This is a genomic window from Flavobacterium sharifuzzamanii (assembly GCF_003254585.1).
Taxonomy (GTDB): Bacteria; Bacteroidota; Bacteroidia; order Flavobacteriales; family Flavobacteriaceae; genus Flavobacterium; species Flavobacterium sharifuzzamanii.
Genome location: NZ_QJGZ01000041.1, coordinates 217579 through 241214, shown reverse-complemented (window position 1 = coordinate 241214; position 23636 = coordinate 217579). Strand labels below are relative to the sequence as shown.

Here is a 23636-nt window from a genome sequence, read left to right as displayed (position 1 = left end):
AGCTATTTTCTAAACTGACGGTCTTTCCATTCATAAGAACCAAAAAGACTGTACAAAGCAACTGTCGAACTAAAAAACGGATACAGCAAACTACTCAACAAAAGGCTTTTTATTCTGGTTTTAGTCAAAAATTGATTCGTTATTGAAAGCAAAACACAATCAATTGCAAACTTCGAAAAAGCAAAAAGCACAAAAATCGGATACGACCAGATTCCAAAAAGGAGAAAGAAAAATCCAATTACAAAACTCAAATTTCCAAAGAAAACAATTAAGCCTAATAGTTTTCCGAAAGAACTTCTATACGAACTAGTTTTGGCCGCCCAACGCACTCTCTGATGAAATAATGTCTTCCAATTTTCAGTTGGTTTTGTAACTACAATTGCTTCTTGAGCTTTTAAATAATGAACTTCATCAGGAAACTTTTCAATTGCTTTCTGCAGTAAAAAAACATCGTCTCCGCTGGCGATTTTGTCGTTCCCATCAAAGCCATTCAGTTTTTCAAACAATGATTTCCTGTACGCAAAATTGGCTCCGTTACACATAAATCCTTTATTTAAACCAAAACTCCCAATTGTTGCGCCTTGTAAACTGGTTAAATCCAATTGCTGAAAATGATCTAAAAATGAATTTTCACATTGATAAGTTACAGCTCCAGCAAGCATTGCAACTTTGTTCTGCTGAATATAGTTATCAAGAGTCAACAACCACTTTTCGGGAACAATACAATCGGCATCGGTTGTAATAACCCAATCGGTTTTTACGTACTGTATTGCCGTTGTAATGGCGTCCTTTTTGGGAGAACTGGAAATTCTAATGTTCTCAATTATTGAAACTTGAAACCTGAAACTTGAAACCTGAAACTTTTTAATTGAAGCGTCATCAACTAAAATCACTTCAAATAAATCTGTTGGATAATTTAATTTTGAAAAACTCTCTAAAAGCTTTGGCAGATTTTCTTCTTCATTCCGAAACGGAACTATAATCGTAAAACTCGTTTGCGGTTTTAAATCTGTTTTTTGATATTTCTTCACTCTGAAAAAACCATAAATCAGCAAAGAAATGCTCACAATATAAATTGCTAATATGACAAATAGAGCCAATATCATTCTATTGTTTTAGTTCTAAAATTCAGTACAAAATAGCTTCCAAAAACAACTGGTAAAACAACATTCAAAAACCACATTAAAGTGCTGATGAAAATTACAATCCATTCGTTGACACCCAAAATTCCGAAGAAATATATTGCTACACTTCCCTTTACCGCAAAATCTAAAAACTGAAAAGTTGGCAATGAAGAGGCTAAAAAGTAAACTGATGTTATGGCTGCCATTAAAGTTAAGTAAGGTAAATCGACATCAAAACCTAAAAACAAAAAGTAATATTGATGCGAGAAAACCAAATAACGGCAAATGCCTAAAAAGATATTTTTCTGATGAATAGATTTTGGAATTTCATTGATTTTGTGAATCAGTTTTTCAATTGAATATCCTTTTACTTTTATCTTTTTTATTGAAAATAATAAAATTAAAAGTAATGCAAATCCACCAAAAAGAATTAGAACCGTTTTGGTTGTAATTACATTAAATTCAGCATTAAAATACAGTAATCCGAAAATCCCAAAAATGATCGTTAAAATCATCTGGATTCCGTTGCAAATCAGGTTTAAGAAAACAACTTTTTTAGCTTCCGATTTTGGATAATACAAAGCTTTTCCAGCATACTCTCCCACTCCATTTGGCGTAAAAATTCCTGCTGTCAAAGCAGCTAAAACCTGTTTTGTAGCTTCATAAACCGATATTTTATGAATTACTTGTGCCAGATTCTGCCATTTCAAAATCTCGAAATAACGATTCAAAACACTCAAAAGCAAGATAAACGAAATCCCTAAAACCGATTGATTTTTCTTAAACAAAACAATAAACTTCTGCCAGTCTAATTTATCGTTGTTAGCCAACTGATTATAAATAAAATAAAATGCGCCGCCAACAATTAAAAGTTTGGCCAGAAGAACTAGGAATTGCTTAGCTTTGTGAGGAATTGAAATCATGCCGCAAAAGTAATCAAATGTGACAATTAGGAAGTGAGAAAATGAGGCAATTTTCTAAACTTGAAACCTTAAACTTGAAACCACAATCTCTTGACACAAGAACGCATCATATTTGCTTTTTTATTAATGCTAATGATCTCATGTAGCAAAATTGACAATAATGCGCCAAAACAGTATGTTAGAATCATGGGCAAAGGCTCTTGGGGATATAATGATGAAAAAGGAAATGTAATTATTCCTTTAGGAAAATATAAATTTCTAAATCCAATTGATGAAAAAGGGATGATATTAGCCGAATTAAAGAACAAACATGGCTACATTGACATTCATGAAAATGTAATTGTCCCTTTTGATTATGATGACATTAGCCTGTTTAGTCAAGATTTAGCTTGTATAAAAAAGGACAATAAATATGGTTTTGTTAATCGAAGAGGAAAAATTGTAATTCCAATTCAATTTGAAGATGAGACGTACTTTCAAAAAACAGGATTAGCTCTCGTAGAGAAAAATAAACTGTATGGCTTTATAAATAAACAAGGAAAAGAAATAATTCCTATCATTTATCAAAACGCAAACGAAGGTACAGCAGACAGTTTAGTTTCTCTGAATAAAAAAGGAAAATGGGCATTTTTTGATTCATTTGGAAAGCAAAAATCTGATTTTATTTATGATGAAATTGCTTTAACTAATATTAATATTGACGGAGAAAGCGAAAGCACCTTTTGGAAGAATGGATTGATCTTAGTTCGAAAAAACAAACAAATTGCTTATTTGGACAAAAACTTAAAAGAAGTAGTTTCTTGTGGAAAATACAACACAGGTGAAAGATTCAATAAAAACAGAATTGCCATTGTTTCAAAAAATCATAAATATGGCATCATTGATGAATTTGGAAAAGAACGCGTAAAACCAGAATATGATACTATAGAACATCCTGAAGAATCATATCATGAATCTGAAATTTTTGTTGCAAAAAAAGGCAATTATTTGGTTTTACTTGATAAGAATGGAAAGAAAATTTACGACAAGATAAAAGACTTTTCATTTGATCATGCATCCTTAGCAAACAAGATCCAAAAAATTTACCATATTCAGGACTTAAATGGAAAATATGGCGCAATTGACACCAAAGGGGAATTAGTAATTCCTGTTATGTATGATGAATTTCGAGATTTTAGAAGCAATAACAATGCAATCGTAAAATATAAGGGTAAATTTGGACTTGTTGATTTGAACAACAAAACTACTTATCCTATTGACAACGAAGAAATCGAGCAAAATAGTCGGGATTTAGCTTATTATATCATAAAGAAAAATGGCAAAGTTGGAATCATTAACAAAGAATTAAAAACAATAATAAATTTTGATTATCAAGATTTACAACCCTGTTTTTATGACCAGATTAATAAATTTATTGCCAAGCAAAATGGTTTATATGGTGTTATAGATAGGTTGGGTGGAATTATTATTCCTTTTCAGTATACCGAAATGTCAAATTGGGTAGAATATGGCCCTGGCTCGAACTTTCATTTCGTAACAAAAGATAAAAAACAAGGTTTAATTACTAAAGAAGGAAAAACCGTTATCCCAGTAATCTATGATAGTCTTTTTTATGATAGTGATAAAATAATTATTCTATCTAAAAATGGTAAATATGGTGTTGTTACGATTCAAAATAAACAGGTAATTCCATTTATCTATGAAAAAATATATCTGGAGCCTAGTTTCTTTTCAAAGAAAAAAGAAACTGAATTTTACGTCTTGAAGAATGGAAAATATTCGATAATAAATAATAAAAATGAAGTAATCAAATCGGATCTTTCCAAAAATGAAGTAGAAAATAAATTCTCTTATTATTACAATTAAAAAAATTGACACAAGAACGAATCATATTAGGTATTGACCCCGGAACCACGATTATGGGTTTTGGATTGATTAAAGTAATCAATAAAAAAATGGAATTTCTGCAATTAAACGAATTGCAATTATCCAAATACGATAATCATTACCAAAAACTAAGAATCATTTTTGAACGAACCATCGAATTAATCGAAACACATTGTCCAGACGAAATTGCGATTGAAGCACCTTTCTTTGGCAAAAACGTGCAATCGATGCTGAAACTAGGTCGCGCACAAGGCGTTGCAATGGCAGCAGGGCTTTCAAGAGGAATTCCGATTACGGAATACGAACCTAAAAAGATAAAAATGGCGATTACCGGAAACGGAAATGCCAGCAAAGAACAAGTTGCCAAAATGCTACAACAGCTTTTAGGCTTAAAAGAATTACCAAAAAATCTCGATTCAACAGATGGTTTGGCAGCTGCGGTTTGTCATCACTTTAATTCAGGAAAAGTTGTGGCAGGAAAAAGCTATTCTGGTTGGGATGCTTTTGTGAAACAAAACGAGGATCGAGTCAAGAAGTAGTGTTCAGTCTTCAGTGTTTAGTGATCAGCTAATTCAGATCTTGCCAAAAAACAATCTTATTTTGAAGTAATTTTCTTTCAAATATTTCGTTGTGATTAAAAAAATATAATGAGATTTCAAGATTTATTAGCTTACAAAAAATCTTTTTCTTTAGCGATGAAGATATTTAATATTACAAAACAGTTTCCTAAAGAAGAAACTTATTCATTAACTGATCAAATTAGACGCTCATCCAGAAGTGTTACTGTTACTATTGCAGAAGCTTATAGAAAACGTATCTATCCAAAACATTTCTACAGTAAACTAACCGATTCTGATGGTGAAAACTCTGAAACACAAACTTGGCTAGAATTTGCTTTTGCTTGTAAATATATTTCAAATGAAACTTATGATGAACTTTTATCCGAAAGTATTGAAATAGGTAAATTATTAAACTATATGCTTTTAAACCCGGAGAAGTTTGGAGTTAGAAAAGAGTGATCAGTGTTCAGTTTTTTAGTGATCAGTTTGTAATTGGTAAAAAACTGATCACTAAAAAACTGAACACTGACTGATCACTAAAATCTGAACACTAATATTCTGAACACTGAACACTAAAAATATGAGCGGTATCTACATTCACATACCTTTTTGCAAGCAGGCTTGTCATTATTGTGACTTTCATTTTTCGACTTCAATGAAAAAGAAAGACGAGATGGTTTTGGCTCTGGCTAAAGAAATTGGCATGCGCAAAAATGAGCTTCTCGACTCCGCTCGAAGTGACAATGAGATTATAGAAACCATTTATTTTGGTGGTGGAACTCCTTCGGTTTTATCGAATAACGAAATCAACTTTTTAATTTCTGAAGTTTATAAAAACTATAAAGTTGTAGAAAATCCAGAAATTACTCTTGAGGCAAATCCAGATGATTTGTCGCCCGAAAGAATTTTAGAATTATCTAAAAGCCCAATAAATAGATTAAGCATCGGAATTCAATCTTTTTACGAAGAAGATTTGAAGATGATGAATCGCGCTCATAATTCGGCGGAAGCCAAAAAATGTTTGGAAGAAGCAACAAAATACTTTGACAATATTTCGCTTGATTTGATTTATGGAATTCCAGGATTGAGCGACGAAATGTGGAAACAGAATATTCAGACTGCTTTGGATTTTGGCATTCCACATATTTCGAGTTATGCTTTGACAGTTGAACCGAAAACGGCTTTAAGCAAATTAATTCAAACTGGAAAAATCGCTGAACCGCAAGACGAAGTCGCTTCAAACCATTTTATGATTTTGGTTGAGATGCTTCAAAAAAATGGTTTTATCCATTACGAATTATCCAATTTTGGGAAAGAGAATTATTTCTCCAAAAACAATTCGGCGTATTGGCTGGGCAAAAAATATATCGGAATTGGTCCTTCGGCACATAGTTATGATGGTGAAAAAAGAGGCTGGAATATTGCCAATAATTCTTTGTATTTGAAAGCGATTCAAAACGACGAACTTCCTATTGAAACAGAAATATTAACCATTTCAGATCGTTATAACGAATATATTATGACAGGTTTACGAACGATTTGGGGTGTTTCTTTAGACAGAATTGAAAAGGAATTTGGATCAGAATATTTGAATTATTTACTTGAACAATCTCAAAAATTCTTAAATGACGATTTACTTTCAATCGAAAACAACATTTTAAAACCAACTCCAAAAGGAAAATTTTTAACGGATGGAATTGCAAGTGATCTGTTTTATTTAAATTTGGAAGACTAAAAATAGGACGCTGATAAAACGGATGCAAGCAACGCTGATAAATCCGTAGAATCCGCGTTAGTATATCCGTAAAATCCGTGTCCCAAATGATTGTAATTCTCGACAATAAATATCAAATCGACTTATCAAAACCTATTGATATTTCTATTCCTTTAACCAATACAGATGAAAATCCGATTGCTTGGTATATTGAAAAACCAGTCATTGAACCAGTAGTTTTTGGCGACTGGATTGGAAAAGTTTCAGAAGGGAAATCATCTACTAATTTCAATAATATTTTCTTCAATCCGCATGGGCATGGAACGCACACGGAATGTTTAGGTCATATTACGAATGATTTTTATAGCATTAATCAGTCGTTGAAACAGTTTTTCTTTTCTGCTAAATTGATTACAGTTGAACCTGAAAAGATTGGAGATGATTTTGTGATTACGAAAGAATTAATTGAAAAAGCGTTGGGCGCTTCAACTCCGCTCAGCGTGACAAAATTGGAAGCGATAATAATTCGGACTCTTCCAAATCAGAAGGAAAAGAAATCAAGAAAATATTCGAATACAAATCCACCATATTTGTCTGAAGAGGCTGCGATTTTCATCCGCGAAAGCGAAATTCAACATTTATTGATCGATTTGCCAAGTGTAGACAAAGAACATGACGAAGGAAAATTATTAGCGCACAAAGCGTTTTGGAATGTAAAAGACACGCACAATTTAAATTCTGATGCAAGATTTAATGCCACAATAACCGAAATGATTTATGTTTCAGACGAAATTGAAGATGGAAATTATATACTAAATCTTCAAATCGCTTCGTTTGAAAATGATGCAAGTCCATCAAAACCAATTTTATATAAGGTTTAAGGTTTGCCACGAATTTCACGAATTTGCACGAATTTCTTTTTTTCTTTTGCCACAGATTAAAAAGATTTGCACAGATTTAATCATTTTAATCCTTTAATCTGTGGCAAAAAATTAATTCGTGAAATTCGTGGCAAAAAAAACAAAAACAATATGATTAGTGTTTCTACAGATAAAACCAAACTCGACATTCCATTTATACAGAACTTTTTAAAAGACATTTACTGGGCTGCGGGACGAACTATTGAAGAAGTCCAGCGTACGATTGATGCTTCGGTTTGTTTTGGAATTTATTTAGATGACAAGCAAATTGGTTTTGCACGCGTCATAACTGATTATGTCGTTTTCGCTTATTTAATGGATGTTTTTATTGATGAAGAACATCGCGGAAAAGGTTATTCATCTATTCTAATTGATGCTATGATGAATGAGCCTCAATTGCAAGAAGTAAAAATCTGGCGCTTGGCAACAACTGACGCTCACTTTTTATATGAGAAATTCGGATTTACAAAACTGAATCATCCCGAAAAGATGATGGAAAAAATAGTCAAATGAAAACAATCTTAAAACTAGAAGAAATCGCTTTATTTATTCTTGGAATATTTCTTTTTAACCGTTTGAATTACGAATGGTGGTGGTTTTTGGTTTTAATTTTGGCTCCAGATTTATCGATGATTGGATATGTTTTTGGAAACAAAACAGGTGCATTTGCCTATAATTTATTTCATCATAAAGGAATTGCTCTTTTAATTTATGCTTTAGGATGTTATTTAAACATTGAAAGTATTCAGTTAGCTGGAATTATATTATTTTCACATTCAGCAATGGATCGCATTTTTGGTTACGGTCTTAAATATGAAAAAGGTTTTAAATACACACATTTGGGTGAAATTGGTAAATAAACAATTATGAATTTAGAAACGTTTTACGAATATTGTCTGTCGAAAAAAGGAGTAAGTGAACATTTTCCTTTTGATGAAGATACTTTGGTTTTTAAAGTAGGCGGAAAAATGTTTGCTTTATCTTCTCTTTCTCAATGGGAAAAAAATGAGCAATCAGCAAATTTAAAATGTGATCCAGACCGCGCGCAGGAACTCAGAGCTGAATATGACGAAATTCAACCCGGTTATCATATGAGCAAAGTGCATTGGAATACGATCGCTTTAAACGGAAATCTTCCAGACAAATTCGTCAAAGAATTGATAGACCATTCGTATGATTTGGTTTTCAAAAGTTTGACAAAGAAAATTCAGAATGAAATTATCGAATTAAAAAATTAGGCATTACATTTGCAGGGTAAGATCAAAACTTAAAAACCCGAATCAGTTTGCAAATTAGCATTTTATAGCATCATGAAAGAACAATTTAAAAAATTTCTAAACGAAGAACAAGATCCAAAGGCGATTGAAAAAATCACTTCGAAACTCTCAGATTTATTGATGAAAGGCGAAGAAGTTGGATATATTGCAGTGCAAAAAAAACCTGCAATTACTGTTTTTCCTGATAGTATTGTATTAACAAACAAACGTATCATTATCTGCAAACCTAAAAATCTAGGTCTTTCTATGGATTTTACAGATTATACTTGGGATGATATTGCAAGTACTTTTGTAAAGGAGAATATTTTGGGTTCTGAATTTTCATTTGGAACAAAAACAGATTTAGCCGTTTCTATTGATTATATTCCAAAAATTCAAGCTAGAAAAATTTATACTTACGCTAAAGAACAATTGGATTTACTAAAAAATCCTGTTCAAACGGCAACTCCAATTCAAGAAACTGCTGAACCAATTTTTGAAGAAGAAGCAGAGGAAGAAATCGAAGAAGTAGAAACAGAAGAAGTAACAAGCTTTGCTGAAATTTTACCAGCTGCTCCTGCTGTTACAGAAACTTACGAACCGCTTCCGACACAACCAGCTCAACCTGCTGGAGAACGTAGATTAAGTGACTTATCTAAAGAAGAACTTTTTGACAAACTACAGAATTACAAAAAGCTTCTTGATAATGGTTTAATCATGCAAGGAGAATATGATGCTTACAAAAAAGAGATTTTAAGTTACATGTAATTTTAAAGTACAAAGTTCTGAGTACAAAGTACAAAGATTATTGACTTTGTCTAAAATAAAAAAGCCCGAAATAGAGATTCTATTTCGGGCTTTGCATTTATAACTTTGTACTTAGAAACTTTGCACTTTGTACTTATAAAGTCGCCTTCTGCTTTTCTACAAATTTGTGCGATTGCAGTTCTAGTAACTCTTTTGCATTTTTTCGCTGCAGATCAAACAAACCTTTATCTTCTGCGATATCAGCGTAAACTTTATCATGCATTTCAGCGCTGGTTTTAACTAATAATTCACGTTGGTATTTGTTTTGAGCTAAAGTCGCTTTCATTGCTGTTTCGGCTTCTTCTTGTTTGAAATCGAATTCTCCTTTTGGTGCTAATAATTTGGCAATAATGGGTGAAGTTTCAATAGCTAAAAACAACAGCATAATGAAAAATGACGGCAACCAAGGCAGTTTATTTAAAGCATTAATACGCGCCATTAATCCGTCGAAACCTTCAATAATTGGCTGAGTTTGTGAAACTTTTTTATCTAAATCAGCTTGAAGCTGAACGCCTGCTTTTTCTTTTTCGGCAATTTTAGCTTCGTTTGTTTTTTTTAGCGTTTCGAATTCTTTTAAAGCTGCATCGTGCTTTTCTCGTTTTTCTTTATAAACTGGACCTTTTCCTAGTTTTTTAGTTCCTGCAGTTCCTTCTGCTTCGGTAATATAAACCGAATACAAATCGTTTACTTCTTTTTCTTTCTTTACAATATCAGCTTTTAAAGCGGCAATCTCAGCTTTATTTTTATCTAAGTCTGTTTTGAAATACGTTCCAATTTGCTTTTTATTAGCCAATTTCATTTCATTTTTCTCTTTCAGCAAAACGGTATTGATTTCTTTTTCGAAGATTTTAATTTCCAAAGGTTTCGAAATTACGATAGCAATAATAATAGCCAAAGCAATACGCGGAGTTGCTTGCAGAAATTCGTCTAAGAAACGATCTCTTTTTTTAATCGTAGAAACAATAAAACGGTCAAGATTAAAAATCAATAAACTCCAAACAAATCCGAAAATTAAAGCCGGATAAATAGAATCGAAAACGGTAAAAAGCGCATAAGCGCTGGCCAAGAAAGCCATAACTGCTGTAAAGAATACGGTGGCGCCAATACCAACATATTTGGTTTGTTCGCCTTCTGAGCAGTCTTTCAAGAGGTCTCTATCGACTCCTGAACATAGAATAAAAAATTGTTTTAACATGATTGATGATTTTTGATTAAGATGATAAGGCAAATTTAAAGCCAAATTTTCAAATACAGTCAAAATATCAATTTCTTTTTAGTTGTGAATCAAACGTTTGAAGTTTAAATGTTAGTTAAACATTAATAATTATAAGCAATAACTGACTAATCATAACACTATGTTAATTTTTTTTCAAGGCTTTAGTAATACGCAGGCCTTAGTTTCGCAACCGAAAATCAAACTAAACACACACAATGAAAAAATTTTATCTATTAACCGCATTCTTTTTATTCGCCTTTACAGGTTTTGCACAGAAGGCCATTATCTCTGGAAAGATATTGGACGCTGATGACAAACTGCCTCTTCCTGGAGCTATGGTTCAAATTGTAGGCGAGAAAAAATACACCGTTTCTGATTATAACGGTCGTTTTGAATTATTAAATATTAATGAGGGAACTTATAAAGTTGAAGTAAAATATATTGGATATACTACTTTAACTCAAGAAATAAAAGTGGAGCAAGGAAGAAACAATGTAATCGACTTTGCACTTAAAGCTTCTGAGAATGAGCTAAAAGAAGTTGTTGTTGGAGACATCTTAAAAGGTCAAGCAAAAGCACTGAATCAGCAAAAAAACAATAAAAATATCGGAAACGTAATTTCTTCAGATCAAATGGGACGTTTTCCAGATGCTAACGTGGGAGACGCTTTAAAACGTGTTCCAGGTATCACAATGCAAAATGATCAAGGTGAAGCGCGTAACATTATTATTAGAGGTTTGGCTCCATCTTTAAACTCTGTTACTTTAAATGGTGATAGAATTCCATCTGCAGAAGGAGACAACAGAAACGTACAAATGGACTTGATTCCGTCTGACATGATTTCTACAATCGAAGTAAACAAAACGCTTACATCTGATATGGATGCTGATGCAATTGGAGGTTCTGTAAACTTAATTACAAGAGCAACTCCAAACGGAGAAAGAATTTCTGCAACTCTTGCTGGAGGATATTTACCAATTCGCGACCACGCCTCTTATACTGCTGGTTTAGTTTATGGTAACCGTTTTGCAAATGATAAATTAGGAGTAGTTTTCAGCGGATCTTATAACAATGTTGATTACGGTTCTGATAACATCGAAAACGAATGGGTAAAAGATGATTTTGGAAATGAGTATTTACAAGCATCTGAAATTAGAAAGTATGATGTACAGCGTATTCGTCGCAGTGCATCTGTTGCTTTAGATTATAAATTCAATGACAACAATACCATTTTTGCTAATGCAATCTACAATTGGAGAGATGACAGAGAAAACCGTTTCAGAACTACTTACGATGATATTGAGCCACTTTATAATGGGGAAGAAATTGTAGGTTTTGAAGGTCGTGTAAAACGTCAGACAAAAGGTGGTTTAGACAACAACAGAAATAAAAACAGAAGATTAGAAGATCAAAGAGTTCAAAACTATTCTATTCGTGGAGAGCACTTAATCAATTCTACTTTAGATTTAGATTGGTCTGCGAACTATGCAAAAGCAAGAGAATACCGTCCGGGTGAGCGTTATATCGAATACCGTCAGAAAGGTTTAGAAATGTTTGAAGATTTATCAGACATTAGATTTCCTTTAATAACAACAGTTGGAGAATCTGTTGACAAATTTAAATTTGATTCAGTTACTGAAAACACAGATGAAACAAGCGAAAGCGAATTTGGAGCTAAAGTAAATATCCGTTTCCCATTTTCTGTTATTGCTGGAGAAAAAGGAAGATTAAGAACTGGTCTTAGACTTCGCTTAAAAGAAAAAGAAAGAAACAATATGTTCTATTCTTATGAGCCAATTAATGATGATATGGAATTATTATCTCAAGTTCCAACAAGCTATTTTGACGGAAAAGATTTTAATCCAGGAAGTAAATATGTACCGGGAACTTTTGCTTCTGCAGCTTTCTTAGGAAGTTTAGATTTAAATAATCCTGCTTTATTTGATAAAGAAGCAGATCCAGCAGAATATTTAGCTGTAAACTATAATGCAAAAGAAAGAATTACTGCTGCTTATGTAAGATGGGATCAGGATTTTAACGATAAACTTTCTATGGTTTTAGGTTTTCGTGTCGAAAATACGCATATCGATTATACAGGAAACCGCGTATTGGACGAAGAAGAATTAGAAAGCAAAATCAACAATACCAACTCTTACACCAATTTATTGCCAAGTATTTCATTACAATATAATGCAACAAAAGATCTAGTTTTAAGAGCTGCAGCTACAACAGCATTAGCCAGACCAAACTATTATGCATTAGCACCTTATGTAAATAACATTGCTGCTGACAAAGAAATTACAGCTGGAAATCCAGATCTTAAAGCTACTTATTCATACAATTATGATTTCATGGCAGAGAACTATTTCAAATCTGTTGGTTTAATTTCTGGAGGTGTTTTTTACAAAAGATTAAATGATTTCATCTATAACTACAGCGACAATCAATATACTGATGCGAAATTTGCTGCAGATTTCCCTAATCAGGCAAACCCAATTCCAGCGGGAGAAAACTGGTCATTTTTACAATCAAGAAATGGAGAAAATGTAGATGTTTATGGATTTGAGGTTGCTTTTCAGCGTCAGTTAGATTTCTTGCCTGGTAAGTTCTTAAAAGGTTTTGGTATCTATTTAAACTATACTTATACAAAATCTAAAGCAAGCGGAATTGCTGATGAAGATGGAAACGAAAGAAATGACATCAGCCTTCCAGGAACAACGCCACATATGTTTAACGGATCTTTATCTTGGGAAAACAAGCGTTTTTCTGCAAGAATCTCAACCAACTTTACATCTGATTATTTAGATGAATTAGGTTCTGAGTCTTACAAAGACAGCTACTATGACAAGCAATTTTTCTTAGATGCCAATGCTTCTTATAAAATCACGAAACAATTACGTGTTTTTGCTGAAGCAAATAACTTAACAAATCAGCCGTTACGCTACTACCAAGGAGTTGCTGCACACACAAAACAAGCTGAATATTACCAGCCACGTTACAATTTCGGATTGAAACTAGACTTGTAATCTGAAAAAATTAAAATTCTTAAATTAGACAGAGTTTAATGCTCTGTCTAATTGCATTAAAATATATAATACAAATGAAAAATAAATTTTTAGTTGCTTTTTTACTTTTGAGCTTGGCATTTGCAGCTTGTAAAAATGATAAACTGGCGCCAATTCAACCGAATGCTGTAAAACCTACAACAGTTACAGAAGCACTTCCGCACGACACAGACGATCCTTCAATTTGGATTAATCCAACTGATGCTTCAAAGAGTATTATTGTCGGAACAGATAAAGATACAGACGGCGGTTTATACGCTTTTGATTTGAATGGAAAAATCCTTAAAAAATCAATTCCACTAAAACGTCCTAACAACGTTGATATCGCTTACGGATTAATTATTGACGAAAAAAAAGTAGATGTTGCCGTTACTACAGAACGTGAAGAAAACAAAATTAGAATTTTTAGTTTACCCGATTTAGAACCAATTGATAACGGCGGAATTCCTGTTTTTGAAGGAGAATCTCAACGTGATCCAATGGGAGTTTCATTATACACTCGCCCAAGCGACGGGAAGATTTTTGCTATTGTGGGAAGAAAAACTGGGCCTTCTGGAAGTTATTTATGGCAATATGAACTTTCTGGAAATGGAAAATTCGCGACAGCAAAAGTGGTTCGCAAATTCGGAACGTATAGCGGTAAAAAAGAAATTGAAGCTATTGCAGTAGACAACGAATTAGGTTTTGTGTACTATTGTGATGAACAAGCTGGAATTAGAAAATACAAAGCAGATCCTGCTTTAAACGATAATAAAGAATTGGCTTTCTTTGGTCAGAAAGACTTTAAAGCAGATCACGAAGGAATCGCGATCTACAAAAAAACAGATTCTACAGGATATATTTTAGTATCAAATCAGCAAGCAAACTCTTTTATGGTTTATCCGAGAGAAGGTGCAAAAGGAAACGCAAACAATCATCCTTTATTAGCTGAAGTTCCAACATCAACAATTGAATGTGATGGTGCAGATGTTACAAGCGTTAACCTTGGCGGACAATATAAAAACGGACTTTTTGTAGCGATGAGCAACGGAATGACTTTCCACTATTACGCTTGGGATTTAATTCAAAAACGTATAGACGAAGCTAAAAAATAAAGTTTCAAGGTTTTCAGTCGCAGTCCCGTGTTCAGTGTCTATTTTTTTTACTGCGATTGGAAACCAACTAAAAAAAGCTGTTCATTTCTGAACAGCTTTTTTATTTTGAATTAAATAATTCCTTTTATTCTGTAATCGGTGCTCCTGCTAAGATTTCAGCATTTGCAAACTCTTCAAATTTGGCGAAATTAGCTTTGAATTTATGTGCTAATTCCAACGCTTTTTTATCGTATAAATCTTTATCTTCCCAAGTGTTTCTAGGATTTAAAATTTCCACTGGAACATTTGGACAATCTTGAGGAATTTCAATTCCAAACACTTCATGATTTTTAAACGCTACATCATTCAATTCTCCTTTTAATGCAGCAGTAATCATAGCACGAGTATATTTAAGCTTCATACGGCTTCCTGTTCCGTAAGCTCCTCCAGTCCATCCTGTGTTGATTAACCAAACTTTTACTCCTGCATCCTTCATTTTTTTGCTCAACATTTCAGCGTAACGCGTTGGGTGCAAAGGCATAAATGGAGCTCCAAAACAAGCAGAGAAATTAGGCTGAGGCTCTGTTACACCAGCTTCTGTTCCAGCAACTTTTGCCGTATATCCAGAAATAAAGTGGTAAGCCGCCTGACCTGGAGTCAATCTTGAGATTGGAGGCAAAATTCCGAAAGAATCCGCTGTTAAGAAAAATATATTTTTAGGATTGTGTCCAATCAAACCTGGCTGAACATTATCAATATGTGTAATTGGGTAACTTACACGAGTATTTTGAGTAATAGAAACATCGTCAAAATCAACTACGTTTGTTCCTGCTTTGAAAACCACATTTTCTAAAAGCGCTCCTTTTTTGATTGCTCTAAAAATGTCCGGTTCATTTTCTTCAGTTAAATTGATAACTTTTGCGTAGCATCCGCCTTCAAAATTGAAAACAGTGTTTTCATTTGTCCAACCGTGCTCATCGTCTCCGATTAATTTACGCTCTGGATCTGCAGATAAAGTTGTTTTTCCTGTACCAGACAATCCGAAGAAGATTGCTGTATCTCCTGCTTCACCAACATTGGCGCTGCAGTGCATTGGAAGTGTATTTTTGAAAACTGGAAGAATAAAGTTTAATGCAGAGAAAATTCCTTTTTTCATTTCTCCTGTATAACCAGTTCCACCAATTAAAGCAATTTTTTTAGTAAAATCTAAAATAGCAAAATTAGACTGGCGTGTTCCGTCTACAGCAGGATCTGCCATAAAACTTGGAGCGCAAACTACAGTCCATTCTGGAGTAAAATTAGCCAGTTCTGAAGCTTCTGGACGTAAGAACATATTGTAGCAAAACAAGTTTGACCAAGCAGTTTCTGTTACAACACGAACATTCAATCTATAATTTGGATCAGAACACACATAAGAATCACGAACAAAAACTTCTTTGTTTGATAAAAATGCTGTTACCTTATTATAAAGCTTTTCAAAAGCTTGAGGCTCGAATGGGATATTTACATTCCCCCACCAAACTTGATCCTTAGTAATATCATCTTTTACGATAAAACGATCTTGTGGAGAACGACCTGTAAATTCACCTGTATTAATTGCTAATGCTCCAGTAGAATTCTCAACACCTTGACCAGACTGCAAAGTAATCGCATGTAATTCATCTGCAGATAGTTGATAACGAACTTTTGCATTTTCAATTCCTAACTCTTTTAACGAAATCGATTGCGCGAAAACTGTATTAGTGTCCATAAATTTTTAAGTTGTGTGTGATTTTTTGTTTAAAGCAAAATTACAGATTAATTTTTATTTCTTTTAAAATAATTAAATTTCACTTCTATTTATATTAAAAAAGAGAAATTTCACTTTTAAAATTACAAAAAGAAAAAAATAATCGCTCTTAATTTGTTTATTTACAACCTTATGCGCGAATTTGTTATATTATTTTTGTTTCATAAAAGAAAATACAAAAAAGTCACACAAATAAAGTTATATGTTATTTATGTGACAAAATTAAAGATTAATTCTTAGACAGAATTTTTTTTTCGGGATTTTATGATTTTCTCTTCAAAATCGTAAAGAATAATAGCGCCCAAGCGATAATTAATAAGAAACCACCCAAAGGTGTTGCGAATACGATAATTTTAGATTCGAACAAAGTGTAGTCTTTTGTTGCCAATAAATAGATTGAACCGCTGAAAAGCAAAACGCCTGCAACTACTAAATTATAGATGGTTTTTAAGGTTTTTTCTGCAATGTCTTTTTGGGTAGATAAAAAAAGAAGAAAAAGAGCATGATACATTTGGTAACGAACACCAACTTCAAAAGTATTTAATTGATCAACCGAAAGATATTTTTTCAATAAGTGAGCACCAAAAGCACCCAAAATAATAGCCAGCATACCAATAAAAGCTCCAGTTAGAATAATTCTTCTTTTCATAATATATCTCTTTTGAAATTTCAAACAAAAATAATTCAAACGAACTGAAAAACCGCCTTTGTTTCTGGATTATTTAGAACAAAATCAAATTATTTTTCGGGTTTTGCGAAAAAAATAATTTAATTTTCTTTAATTTGAATTGTTATATTTATAACATTTAAATATATTTGTGTTAAATATTTAAGACATGAGAAACATTTTAATATTTGGAGCAGGAAGATCTGCATCTTCTTTGATTCGATATTTACTATCAAAATCTAATGAAGAAAAGCTGCATTTAACAGTAGCCGATCTTTCATTGAATCTTGCCAAAGCAAAAACACAAGACCATCCTAATGCCACTCCGATTGCCTTAGATATTTTTAATTCTGATGAAAGAAAAAAAGCTATTGCAAATGCATCAATTGTAATTTCTATGCTTCCTGCACATCTTCATATCGAGATTGCAAAAGACTGCCTTGAATTCAAAAAACATCTTGTTACCGCATCTTATATTAGTGATGCAATGCAGGCCTTAAACGAAGAAGCCATTCAAAACAATCTGATTTTCATGAACGAAATTGGTCTTGATCCAGGAATCGATCATATGAGCGCCATGAAAGTCATTGACGAAATAAGATCAAAAGGCGGTAAAATGCTTTTGTTTGAGTCTTTCTGCGGCGGACTTGTAGCTCCTGAATCTGATAATAATTTATGGAACTACAAATTTACTTGGGCACCAAGAAGTGTAGTTTTGGCCGGTCAAGGTGGCGCTGCCAAGTTTATCCAAGAAGGCACTTATAAATATATTCCCTACAGCGCTTTATTTCGCAGAACCGAATTTCTTGAAGTAGAAGGCTACGGAAAGTTTGAAGCTTATTCTAACCGTGACTCTCTTAAATACAGATCAGTTTATGGCTTAGATGATGTTCTTACCTTATATAGAGGTACAATTAGAAGAGTGGGTTATTCTCGCGCTTGGAATATGTTTGTACAGCTCGGGATGACTGATGATAGCTATGTTTTAGAGGGGTCAGAAAATATGAGTTATCGTCAGTTCATCAATTCTTTCCTTCCGTATCATCCAACCGATTCTGTCGAAATCAAAACTCGATTGATTCTAAAAATCGATCAGGACGATATTATGTGGGATAAACTTTTGGAACTGGATTTATTTAACCCAAACAAAAAAGTAAATCTCCCAAATGCTACTCCTGCTCAAATTTTGGAGAAAATATTATCTGAAAGCTGGGCTCTTGAACCAGATGATAAAGACATGATCGTGATGTATCACAAATTTGGTTATGAATTGAATGGCGAAAAGAAACAAATCGACTCTAAAATGGTTTGTATTGGCGAAGACCAAACTTATACTGCAATGGCAAAAACAGTCGGACTTCCGGTTGCGATTGCCACTTTGTTAATCTTAAACGGAAAAATCACAACTCCAGGCGTTCAGCTTCCTATTAAAAAGGAAGTTTACGAACCTATTTTGAAAGAGCTAGAAGAATATGGGGTCATTTTTAACGAACAAAATGTACCTTATTTTGGATACAACCCAGACTTGTTCTAGTCTTGGTCTGCATGTTTATTTTAGAATTTTTTTTTAATTAGTTTTTAATTTTATCCGCTTCTCCCATCAAGAAGCGGATTTTTTTATTTTGAGGCGCAAAGGTTCAGAGGAACAAAGTGGCAAAGGCTTTATACTTTGCGCAAAAAAACCTTTGTCACTTTGCTCCTTTGTTACTCTGAAACTCTATTTCTCAGTTTGAATAGTAATTGGTAGAGAATACAACACTCTAACTGGTTTTCCGTTTTCACTACCTGGAATCCAGTTTGGCGAAAGTTTTAAAACACGAATTGCTTCCTCTCCTAGTCCGTATCCCGCATCTTTTACAATTGTAATTTCAGATAAGCTTCCGTCTTTTTCAACCATAAACTGCATGTATATTTTTGTGTCTATCTTATTTTTTGAGACTTCTTCCGAAATTTTAAAGCGTTGTCCCACAAACTTGTAGAACTCCAGCATTCCTCCCGGAAATTCAGGTTGCTTGATTTCAGAATCGCCAGCTTTATACACCTTATTATTCACAATATTAACGTCTTGGGCAACAGCTTCAGAACTGAAAGTAAATAATAATATCATACTAATAGCGCCAACCGCCAGTACTTTAAATACAGCCTTTGCAACAGATTCTTTTTTGGTCATCATTATTAAACGTTTTTTGGTTATTTGATAATTGATATTACTTGCCAAAGCAACAGTATGTTTATTTGAAGCAAATTGCAATAATAAGTTCTGATAGCTTTTAACTTCATCAAATTGTCTGTTTACCGCTTCATCAGCCAAAAATTCATGATTGAGTTTTATGGCTTTTTCAAACAAAACAAACATCGGATTAAACCAAAATACGATTTGCAAAACCTCAACAAAAAGAATATCCAAAGTATGTTTTTGCTGCAAATGTGCTTTTTCATGAGCGATTAATTCTGACGGAATTCTTCCATTTGCAAAATCTTCTTTACTAATAAAAATAGCATTCCAGAAAGAGTGCGGCAAAATCGATTCTTTCATTAAAACAAGTTTCTGATTATCTATAAATTCTACAGAATTCTTTTTCATTTTCACGAAAAAAGAAGACACATTTACAGCAAATCGAATCAGTAAAATTGCTGTAATAAAAATATAAATTACACCTAAAGAGAAATATACGATTTCACTGTATGAAACTTCGCTTAAGATTGATTTACTAGACACAATCATTATTTCATCTAGCTGAATTGTTTTAATTTTTGACGGAAAAAATGATGCAATCGAAAACAATTGTAGCGGAATAACTAGGCTAAAAATCAAACTTCCGAGAAGATAAGCACGATTAAAACGAAACATTCTTTCGTTTTCTAACAACAATTTATACACCGCATAAAAAACAGCAAGCAGCAAACCCGATTTTAAAAGATACGTTATCATTTTTTCTTTTTTTGAATTTCTGAATCAATTATTTTTTTAAGATCTTCCAATTCTGAAGACGATAAATTGGTCTCGGTCGTAAAAAACGAAGCAAACTGAGAAGCCGAATTATTAAAGAAATTACTAATCAGCCCTTTTACGTGTTTTGCAAAATAATCTGTTTTCTTCACTAAAGGGTAATATTCTCTCGAATTCCCAAATTCGTTATACGCCACAAACTTCTTATCGATCATTCGTTTTAAAAGCGTTGCCACGGTTGTTGTTGCCGGTTTTGGTTCCGGATACGCTTCGAGCAAATCTTTCATAAAAGCCTTTTCAAGCTTCCATAAATGCTCCATTAACTGTTCTTCTGCATTTGATAATTGTATCATGGTTTTGTATTTTCAAGTTTTTCTGTTTCAGCCAATTCCTTTTTATATTCCTCCAAGTTCCAGTCAATATTTAGTTTTACTGCATAGTCGGCCATAGTTCCAAGTCCAACTTCTGCACGCCTTTTATCGACATTATCTGGATCTATCATTGGTGCAATACAAATTTTACCAGTCTTTTTATTCTTTGAACTCTGACTGCCATAAATTTGTTTTTTTCCTTCTCTCAAAGCAACTCTATCTTCTAAATAAGCTAGATTTGCTGGATTGGCATTGCCATTTTTAACAGCCTCTCTCATCATAGGCAAATATTTTTGCTGATATTCTAAATCGGCATGCTGAATCACCAGAAACAAAGTCTGATTTCCCTGAGAGCCTACAACATTTTTTCCTAACCAGCCTTTTTCGTCCAGTATTTTCATCACCTTAATAAGGTTAATACTGTCTTTTCTTTCCATAATTTTCCCAATGCTGTCTATTTTCTTTTTGTCAGGTTTAGTAGCTCGATAAACATTCATAAATTCTCCTCGAATTTCCTGATCGTCTGTATAAATCTCCGCAAGTTGTTTTTCCAGCACTTTATCATAATTTGCTCCAATAACATCTAACTTCTTTTGCAGTTTATCAATTGTCTTATTCCATTCTTTTTCTGAGTGTAACGGTTTTAAATCGTTATCAATTTTAATATGCGCCATATTCTCGTATCCGTTATCGATAGAAAGATTCAGCCATTTGAATGCTTTTTTATTCCTTTTTGCCATAGAAGCAGAACAGCCTGCATTGTATAAATCTCGATTGTCTTTCTGTTCTATTTTAAAAGCTTTTTCATAATACGAAACAGACAATTCATAGTTTTTCGCCGTGTAGCATGAATCTGCTTTACGAACCCATTCTTTATACGTTTGAGCTTGCAAGAAAAAGCAGTTCATTAAAAGAAAAGAAAGCGTGATTAATTTTTTCATGGTTTAGAGGTTAGTTAGCTTATTTAATATTTTGTTCCGAAATCAATTCTCCTTTGTCATAATTCTTGATTCCTTTTAATTTTCCTTTGTCTGAATAAAACTTCCATTCTCCAAAATAAAACCAATGCGTTTCAACCGAATTTGTTTCTAATTTTGTTTTCCCTTTCGATTCCAGTTTTCCGTTTTCGTAATAACTTTTCACGACACAAATTCCGTTTTTGTATTTCTCTGTTTTGTAGATTTTTCCGTTAATGTACGATTTCCACTTTTTAACTGGAAGATCATTTTTATAATATTCATACGATTTATAATTTGTACCATCCTGCGTATAATCATCAATCCAAACACCTTCTTTTTTCTTGTCAATTTTCTGATTGATTGGTTTGCTTTTACAGCTCAAAAGCATTGAACCCAAAAGAAATAATAAAAAGATATTTTTCAAATTCATCATTGCTCTACAATTATAGATTCGTTTCTACAAATGTAGAGTTAAATTTTAAATATGCAAGAAAAAGTTCCTTTTTTAGAAGCAAAGGTTCAGAGATGCAAAGTGGCAAAGGTTTTTCTTTTGAATCTTAAAACCATGGGAAACAAAAAAAATCCGCTCATTTCTGAACGGATTCTATTTTTAAAAATACTGCCGAAAATTTTAACCGCAAAGAACGCAAGGATTTTATTTAAGATTACGTTTATAAACGCAAAGTTCGCAAAGCTTAATCATATAGCTTTGCGAACTTTTATAAAATCTTACTTAAAAAATCTTAGTGAACTTTGCGTAAACCTTTGCGTTCTTTGAGGTTAAAAAAACTAACCGCAAAGAACGCAAGGATTTTTATTTAAGATTACGTTTATAAACGCAAAGTTCGCAAAGCTTAATCATATAGCTTTGCGAACTTTTATAAAATCTTACTTAAAAAATCTTAGTGAACTTTGCGTAAACCTTTGCGTTCTTTGCGTTAAAAAACTACTTAGAAAGCTCCACAAAATACTTGTAAAACAACGGAATAGTCTCAATACCTTTCAAGTAATTAAAGATTCCGAAATGCTCATTTGGCGAGTGAATAGCATCGCTATCTAAACCAAATCCCATTAAAATCGTTTTGCTTTTTAACTCTTTTTCAAACAAAGCCACAATCGGAATACTTCCACCAGAACGAACCGGAATTGCTGGAACTCCAAACGTTTCTGTATACGCTTTATTTGCCGCCTGATATCCGATGCTGTCAATTGGCGTAACATAACCTTGACCACCATGATGAGGCGTTACTTTTACTGTAACTCCAGCTGGAGCAAGACTTGTAAAATGTTTTGTGAAAAGTTCTGTAATCTCTTCCCATTCCTGATTTGGAACCAAACGCATCGAGATTTTAGCGAAAGCTTTGCTCGCAATAACCGTTTTAGCACCCTCGCCAGTATAACCGCCCCAGATTCCGTTTACGTCTAATGTCGGACGGATTGAGTTTCTTTCATTGGTTACATAACCTTTTTCACCATAAACATCTTCGATATTTAAAGCATTTTTATATTTTTCTAAGCTGAAAGGCGCTTTTGCCATTTCGGCTCTTTCTTCTGCAGATAATTCTTCTACTTTATCGTAGAAACCCGGAATCGTAATATGATTGTTTTCGTCGTGAAGCGAAGCAATCATTTTTGCCAAAATATTAATTGGGTTTGCCACAGCTCCACCGTATAAACCTGAATGCAAATCGCGGTTTGGACCTGTAACTTCGACCTCAACATAACTCAAACCTCTTAAACCTGTCGTGATAGACGGCTGTTGGTTAGAAATCATTCCTGTATCTGAAATCAAGATTACGTCGTTTTTCAGTTTTTCCTGATTGCGCTCTACGAACCAAGCCAAACTAGCAGAACCTACTTCTTCTTCACCTTCGATCATGAATTTTACGTTACAAGGCAACGTATTGCTTTGTACCATTAATTCAAGCGCTTTTACGTGCATGTACATCTGACCTTTGTCGTCACAAGCTCCACGCGCGAAGATTGCGCCTTCTGGGTGAATATCTGTAGTTTTAATAACAGGCTCGAAAGGTGGCGATGTCCATAATTCTAATGGATCTGGCGGTTGTACGTCGTAGTGGCCGTAAACTAAAACCGTTGGAAGATTTGGATCTATAATTTTCTCTCCGTAGATAATTGGGTAACCTGGAGTGTCGCAAGTTTCGACATAATCGCACCCTGCTTTTGATAAACTTTCTTTTACAGCCTCTGCTGTGTCAATAACATCTTGAGAATATGCAGTGTCGGCAGAAACCGACGGAATCTTTAATAATTCGATCAATTCGTTGATAAACCGATCTTTATGTTGTTGAACGTAGGACTTAATATTTTCCATTTAAATTATTTTTATAGAAA

The 23636-nt window shown here is 33.4% G+C and carries 22 protein-coding genes; 12 read left to right on the top strand and 10 right to left on the bottom strand.

The window, feature by feature from the left end:
* Positions 1–2: 2 nt before the first annotated feature.
* Together DMA14_RS18315 and DMA14_RS18310 are read right to left on the bottom strand one after the other, a co-directional pair.
* On the bottom strand, positions 3–1106 hold the full coding sequence (locus tag DMA14_RS18315; protein WP_111426005.1) for a glycosyltransferase family 2 protein: 1104 nt from the start codon (positions 1104–1106) through the stop codon (positions 3–5).
* A complete protein-coding gene (locus tag DMA14_RS18310) occupies positions 1103–2047 on the bottom strand; it encodes a lysylphosphatidylglycerol synthase transmembrane domain-containing protein (RefSeq protein WP_111426004.1) in 945 nt (314 codons plus the stop codon). Before DMA14_RS18310 ends, DMA14_RS18315 begins: the two co-directional genes overlap by 4 nt.
* Positions 2048–2137: 90 nt before the next feature.
* On the opposite strand from DMA14_RS18310, the gene DMA14_RS18305 reads away from it, so the two are divergent.
* From DMA14_RS18305 to DMA14_RS18265, 9 genes are all read left to right on the top strand, one after another.
* Positions 2138–3913: a WG repeat-containing protein gene (locus tag DMA14_RS18305; protein WP_157957736.1), complete on the top strand. Its 1776-nt coding sequence runs from the start codon at positions 2138–2140 to the stop codon at positions 3911–3913.
* A 5-nt stretch (positions 3914–3918) separates the two neighbouring features.
* Positions 3919–4473 (top strand): crossover junction endodeoxyribonuclease RuvC, encoded by a 555-nt coding sequence (ruvC, locus tag DMA14_RS18300; protein ID WP_111288456.1) that lies wholly within the window; start codon positions 3919–3921, stop codon positions 4471–4473.
* 108 nt (positions 4474–4581) lie between these two features.
* Positions 4582–4953 (top strand): four helix bundle protein, encoded by a 372-nt coding sequence (locus DMA14_RS18295; protein ID WP_111379597.1) that lies wholly within the window; start codon positions 4582–4584, stop codon positions 4951–4953.
* A 121-nt stretch (positions 4954–5074) separates the two neighbouring features.
* Positions 5075–6229 (top strand): radical SAM family heme chaperone HemW, encoded by a 1155-nt coding sequence (hemW, locus tag DMA14_RS18290; RefSeq protein WP_111426002.1) that lies wholly within the window; start codon positions 5075–5077, stop codon positions 6227–6229.
* A gap of 86 nt (positions 6230–6315) precedes the next feature.
* Complete coding sequence (locus DMA14_RS18285) at positions 6316–7089, top strand: cyclase family protein (RefSeq protein ID WP_111426001.1); 774 nt, start codon at positions 6316–6318, stop codon at positions 7087–7089.
* A gap of 150 nt (positions 7090–7239) precedes the next feature.
* Complete coding sequence (locus DMA14_RS18280) at positions 7240–7641, top strand: GNAT family N-acetyltransferase (RefSeq protein WP_111426240.1); 402 nt, start codon at positions 7240–7242, stop codon at positions 7639–7641.
* Positions 7638–7988: a DUF4260 domain-containing protein gene (locus DMA14_RS18275; protein WP_111426000.1), complete on the top strand. Its 351-nt coding sequence runs from the start codon at positions 7638–7640 to the stop codon at positions 7986–7988. Before DMA14_RS18280 ends, DMA14_RS18275 begins: the two co-directional genes overlap by 4 nt.
* 6 nt (positions 7989–7994) lie before the next feature.
* Entirely contained in the window at positions 7995–8366 is a 372-nt protein-coding gene (locus DMA14_RS18270; RefSeq protein WP_111425999.1) for an MmcQ/YjbR family DNA-binding protein, read from the top strand.
* A gap of 72 nt (positions 8367–8438) precedes the next feature.
* On the top strand, positions 8439–9152 hold the full coding sequence (locus tag DMA14_RS18265) for a PH domain-containing protein (RefSeq protein ID WP_111425998.1): 714 nt from the start codon (positions 8439–8441) through the stop codon (positions 9150–9152).
* A 133-nt stretch (positions 9153–9285) separates the two neighbouring features.
* Here the strand turns inward: DMA14_RS18265 and DMA14_RS18260 are convergent, their stop codons facing one another.
* Positions 9286–10386, bottom strand: coding sequence for a DUF4407 domain-containing protein (locus DMA14_RS18260; RefSeq protein ID WP_111426239.1), 1101 nt, complete (start codon positions 10384–10386; stop codon positions 9286–9288).
* A gap of 236 nt (positions 10387–10622) precedes the next feature.
* Here DMA14_RS18260 and DMA14_RS18255 point away from each other — a divergent pair, with 236 nt between their 5' ends.
* Complete coding sequence (locus tag DMA14_RS18255) at positions 10623–13433, top strand: TonB-dependent receptor (RefSeq protein WP_111425997.1); 2811 nt, start codon at positions 10623–10625, stop codon at positions 13431–13433.
* 74 nt (positions 13434–13507) lie between these two features.
* Positions 13508–14566: a phytase gene (locus DMA14_RS18250; RefSeq protein ID WP_111425996.1), complete on the top strand. Its 1059-nt coding sequence runs from the start codon at positions 13508–13510 to the stop codon at positions 14564–14566.
* A 124-nt stretch (positions 14567–14690) separates the two neighbouring features.
* Here the strand turns inward: DMA14_RS18250 and pckA are convergent, their stop codons facing one another.
* Positions 14691–16295 (bottom strand): phosphoenolpyruvate carboxykinase (ATP), encoded by a 1605-nt coding sequence (gene pckA, locus DMA14_RS18245; RefSeq protein WP_111425995.1) that lies wholly within the window; start codon positions 16293–16295, stop codon positions 14691–14693.
* 301 nt (positions 16296–16596) lie between these two features.
* A complete protein-coding gene (locus DMA14_RS18240) occupies positions 16597–16983 on the bottom strand; it encodes a DUF423 domain-containing protein (protein WP_111425994.1) in 387 nt (128 codons plus the stop codon).
* Positions 16984–17170: 187 nt separating this feature from the next.
* Here DMA14_RS18240 and DMA14_RS18235 point away from each other — a divergent pair, with 187 nt between their 5' ends.
* Positions 17171–18535, top strand: a complete 1365-nt coding sequence (locus DMA14_RS18235) for a saccharopine dehydrogenase family protein (protein ID WP_111425993.1) — start codon at positions 17171–17173, stop codon at positions 18533–18535.
* A 183-nt stretch (positions 18536–18718) separates the two neighbouring features.
* On the opposite strand, the gene DMA14_RS18230 is transcribed toward DMA14_RS18235, so the two are convergent.
* From DMA14_RS18230 to DMA14_RS18205, 5 genes are all read right to left on the bottom strand, one after another.
* Entirely contained in the window at positions 18719–19933 is a 1215-nt protein-coding gene (locus DMA14_RS18230) for a M56 family metallopeptidase (RefSeq protein ID WP_111425992.1), read from the bottom strand.
* A complete protein-coding gene (locus DMA14_RS18225) occupies positions 19930–20304 on the bottom strand; it encodes a BlaI/MecI/CopY family transcriptional regulator (RefSeq protein ID WP_111425991.1) in 375 nt (124 codons plus the stop codon). The genes DMA14_RS18230 and DMA14_RS18225 overlap by 4 nt, the downstream gene beginning before the upstream one ends.
* Positions 20301–21263, bottom strand: coding sequence for a DUF6624 domain-containing protein (locus DMA14_RS18220; protein ID WP_111425990.1), 963 nt, complete (start codon positions 21261–21263; stop codon positions 20301–20303). The genes DMA14_RS18225 and DMA14_RS18220 overlap by 4 nt, the downstream gene beginning before the upstream one ends.
* Positions 21264–21282: 19 nt before the next feature.
* Positions 21283–21714 (bottom strand): hypothetical protein, encoded by a 432-nt coding sequence (locus DMA14_RS18215; protein WP_111425989.1) that lies wholly within the window; start codon positions 21712–21714, stop codon positions 21283–21285.
* A 513-nt stretch (positions 21715–22227) separates the two neighbouring features.
* The gene (locus DMA14_RS18205; protein WP_111425987.1) at positions 22228–23616 is read right to left on the bottom strand and encodes a dipeptidase; all 1389 of its coding nucleotides are present in this window, start codon (positions 23614–23616) and stop codon (positions 22228–22230) included.
* Positions 23617–23636 lie beyond the last annotated feature (20 nt).

Bases quoted from the DNA above. Each gene is read 5' to 3' on its own strand.
- DMA14_RS18265 (WP_111425998.1), top strand. From the start codon at position 8,439: ATGAAAGAACAATTTAAAAAATTTCTAAACGAAGAACAAGATCCAAAG.
- DMA14_RS18315 (WP_111426005.1), bottom strand. From the start codon at position 1,106: ATGATATTGGCTCTATTTGTCATATTAGCAATTTATATTGTGAGCATT.
- DMA14_RS18250 (WP_111425996.1), top strand. From the start codon at position 13,508: ATGAAAAATAAATTTTTAGTTGCTTTTTTACTTTTGAGCTTGGCATTT.
- DMA14_RS18220 (WP_111425990.1), bottom strand. From the start codon at position 21,263: ATGAAAAAATTAATCACGCTTTCTTTTCTTTTAATGAACTGCTTTTTC.
- DMA14_RS18280 (WP_111426240.1), top strand. From the start codon at position 7,240: ATGATTAGTGTTTCTACAGATAAAACCAAACTCGACATTCCATTTATA.
- hemW (WP_111426002.1), top strand. From the start codon at position 5,075: ATGAGCGGTATCTACATTCACATACCTTTTTGCAAGCAGGCTTGTCAT.
- DMA14_RS18215 (WP_111425989.1), bottom strand. From the start codon at position 21,714: ATGATGAATTTGAAAAATATCTTTTTATTATTTCTTTTGGGTTCAATG.
- DMA14_RS18295 (WP_111379597.1), top strand. From the start codon at position 4,582: ATGAGATTTCAAGATTTATTAGCTTACAAAAAATCTTTTTCTTTAGCG.
- DMA14_RS18225 (WP_111425991.1), bottom strand. From the start codon at position 20,304: ATGATACAATTATCAAATGCAGAAGAACAGTTAATGGAGCATTTATGG.
- pckA (WP_111425995.1), bottom strand. From the start codon at position 16,295: ATGGACACTAATACAGTTTTCGCGCAATCGATTTCGTTAAAAGAGTTA.
- DMA14_RS18235 (WP_111425993.1), top strand. From the start codon at position 17,171: ATGAGAAACATTTTAATATTTGGAGCAGGAAGATCTGCATCTTCTTTG.
- DMA14_RS18310 (WP_111426004.1), bottom strand. From the start codon at position 2,047: ATGATTTCAATTCCTCACAAAGCTAAGCAATTCCTAGTTCTTCTGGCC.
- DMA14_RS18255 (WP_111425997.1), top strand. From the start codon at position 10,623: ATGAAAAAATTTTATCTATTAACCGCATTCTTTTTATTCGCCTTTACA.
- DMA14_RS18240 (WP_111425994.1), bottom strand. From the start codon at position 16,983: ATGAAAAGAAGAATTATTCTAACTGGAGCTTTTATTGGTATGCTGGCT.
- DMA14_RS18230 (WP_111425992.1), bottom strand. From the start codon at position 19,933: ATGATAACGTATCTTTTAAAATCGGGTTTGCTGCTTGCTGTTTTTTAT.
- DMA14_RS18270 (WP_111425999.1), top strand. From the start codon at position 7,995: ATGAATTTAGAAACGTTTTACGAATATTGTCTGTCGAAAAAAGGAGTA.
- DMA14_RS18285 (WP_111426001.1), top strand. From the start codon at position 6,316: ATGATTGTAATTCTCGACAATAAATATCAAATCGACTTATCAAAACCT.
- DMA14_RS18275 (WP_111426000.1), top strand. From the start codon at position 7,638: ATGAAAACAATCTTAAAACTAGAAGAAATCGCTTTATTTATTCTTGGA.
- DMA14_RS18260 (WP_111426239.1), bottom strand. From the start codon at position 10,386: ATGTTAAAACAATTTTTTATTCTATGTTCAGGAGTCGATAGAGACCTC.
- DMA14_RS18205 (WP_111425987.1), bottom strand. From the start codon at position 23,616: ATGGAAAATATTAAGTCCTACGTTCAACAACATAAAGATCGGTTTATC.